The sequence below is a fragment of the Paraburkholderia sp. BR14374 genome, from assembly GCF_040948685.1.
Classification (GTDB): Bacteria; Pseudomonadota; Gammaproteobacteria; order Burkholderiales; family Burkholderiaceae; genus Paraburkholderia; species Paraburkholderia youngii.
This window is the reverse complement of the sequence record NZ_JBFPKF010000082.1, coordinates 1-2706: the sequence shown is the minus strand read 5'-3', so window position 1 is coordinate 2706 and position 2706 is coordinate 1. Positions and strand designations below refer to the sequence as shown.

Sequence of the window (2706 nt, the reverse complement as noted above, 5' to 3'; positions counted from 1 at the left end):
GCGAGGAGATGGCATTGGCCCCACCTGAATGAAAGACTTCGAGTATCAAATCGACATCAACCAAACCGGCGCAGCGACTCATTGAAATGAAGTGCTGCTCGCCAGCGAGGGGTATTTCAACAGCCTGTTAGAAACCCGTCTGCATTTTTGTGAGCGAGGCGGTTGAACAGCGGGGTATCCACGCGCCTGCGTAAATCGCTCGCCGAACAGGATAGCTAGTCGGCCCTGAAGAACTCGAAGTGCCTTGCGTAGCAAGGCTTTGAATCGGAAAGTGGTTGATGGATTTGCAGGAACCTGGCAGATTATGGGTGGTTTCCTGCAAATTCTGTCGAGGTTTGGATGGGTCCGAAGACGGCGGTGAGCGAAGGCGATTTATTCCGGCACCCTCTGCGCGAACAGATCAACCTGAAACATCCGCTGGTGCGTCTGGCCGATCTGATCAATTGGGATCGGCTTGGTGCGTCGATGAGCGCGAGCTTTGTCTCTCACAAGGGCCGTCCGGCAACGTCACCGAGGCTGATTGCTGGCCTGTTGTATCTTCAGCATGCGTTCGATCTGTCGGACGAGGAAGTGGTCTGGCAGTGGGTGGAGAACCGTATTGGCAGGTCTTCACCGGCGAGACGTATTTGCAGACCGAGCCCCCGATCGATCCGTCGAGCCTGACGCGTTGGCGCAAACGCCTGGGTGAGGCCGGTGTCGAGGAACTGCTCGCCGAGACGATCGAGGCGGCAAAGCGCGCGGGTGTGATCAAGGCCTCGAGCGCGAAGCGCGTAATCGTCGACACAACGGTCATGCAAAAGGCGATCGCGCATCCCACCGATTCACGTTTGCTCGAGCGATGCCGCGAACATCTGGTGAAGGCCGCGGCGCGGCACGGTTTGAAGCTGCGACAGAACTACAATCGCGAAGCCCCGCGCCTGGCCAGCCAGATCGGTCGCTACGCGCACGCCAAACAATACAAGCGCATGAAGAAGGCGCTACGGACGTTGCGCTCGCGCGTTAGGCGGGTCATGCGCGACGTTGAGCGTCAGATCGATTCAGTCGCCGACACCGGGCGCAGCACACTGCAGGAACTGATCGGCCGCACTAAACGGATCTTGTCTCAAAAGCAGAAGGACAAAAACAAGCTGTACGCGCTGCATGCCCCGGAAGTCGAATGTTTGGCGAAAGGCAAGGCGCGTACGCCATACGAATTCGGTGTCAAGGTGTCGGTCACGACGACCCACAAGGAAGGATTCGTGATCGAGGCGCGCTCGATGCCAGGTAATCCGTACGACGGCCATACCCTGGCTGAGGCGCTGGAGCAGGCGGCGATCTTGAGCGACGTGGAGCCGGAAGTCGCCATCGTCAACCGCGGCTACAAGGGTGTTACCGTTGCCGGCGTGAAGATCTACCACCCGGGATTGCGGCGAGGAATCACCCGAGGGCTGCGCGCAATGATCCGCAGAAGAAGTGCGATCGAGCCCGCCATCGGCCACATGAAGGCGGACGGGAAACTTGATCGGAACTGGCTCAAAGGCGCGCTCGGTGATGCGATTCACGCCGTGCTGTGCGGTGCCGGCCACAACCTGCGCATGATCCTCAGAAAACTGCGGTTCTTTTACGCCCTTGCTCTGCTCGCTTTGCTTAAACGCGTGGTGGCCACAGCGTCCAACGCATAACACGCAGTCCCCGCGCGAATCGAATTGTTCAGATGGAACGGGCGCCACCCACTCGACGCGGCCCCGATGTGCCACAGTTGACGTGCGACGTTCAACTCACGAATGGAGGCACCCGAAATGGATATTAGCGCTGTAGGTGTTGACCTTGCCAAACATGTCTTCCAAATCCACGCGATAGATAGGCATGGGCATCTGGTGTCGTGCAAACGACTGAGCCGCGCCCAGATGCCCGCGTTCTTCGCTCGCCTGTGTCCCTGCCTGATCGGCATGGAGGCGTGCGGCAGCGCGCACTATTGGGCGCGAACACTCGAATCAATGGGGCACACCGTTAAGCTGATGGCACCGCGCTACGTGAAGCCCTATGTGAAGACCAACAAGAACGATCGGAACGACGCGGAAGCGATATGCGAGGCTGTACAGAGGCCGAACATGCGGTTCGTCGCTATCAAATCGATCGAGCAACAAAGCATTCTGCATCTTCACGTGAGCCGACAACTGCTGGTCAAGATGCGCACCCAGTTTAGCAATCACCTGCGCGGCCTGCTCGGTGAGTACGGCTTGATTCTGCCCCAAGGCATTGCTCACCTGGCTGACGTTCCGGCGCTGCTCGAAGACGCGACCAACGGATTGCCAGGAGTGCTGCGGCAACTGCTCATGGAGATGCTCGATCACGTTCGTCAGCTCGAACACAAGATCACCACTATCGAAGCGCAGATCCGCCAATGGCATCGCAACTGCGAAGCGAGTCAACGGCTTGCGGAAATACCTGGTGTTGGTTTGCTCACCGCCACCGCATTGATCGGCAACATCGGAGCTGACGCACAGGCATTTGACAGCGGCCGGCATCTGGCGGCCTACCTTGGCCTCGTACCCCGGCAACATTCCTCGGGTGGCAAACAACGCCTGACGCACATCAGTAAGTCAGTATGACTCCCGTGCGACGAGGCTAGCCGCCGTGCGGATTTGAGCGCGGGTTAGCATGGCTGCCAGAGCCGCATTGAGTGGGGACGGATCCGCCGCTCAACGGTCTGTTTCCGGCACGGAG

At 59.0% G+C, this 2706-nt stretch carries 1 protein-coding gene and 1 pseudogene; both read left to right on the top strand.

Annotation, left to right across the window (positions count from 1 at the left end):
* Positions 1-339 precede the first annotated feature (339 nt).
* Positions 340-1661: pseudogene (locus AB3X86_RS37965) on the top strand (IS5 family transposase).
* Between the two features lie 117 nt (positions 1662-1778).
* Positions 1779-2591 carry an IS110 family transposase gene (locus tag AB3X86_RS37960; protein WP_368599868.1) on the top strand — a complete coding sequence of 271 codons (813 nt, stop codon included), beginning with the start codon at positions 1779-1781 and terminating at the stop codon, positions 2589-2591.
* The last annotated feature ends 115 nt before the right edge of the window (positions 2592-2706 follow it).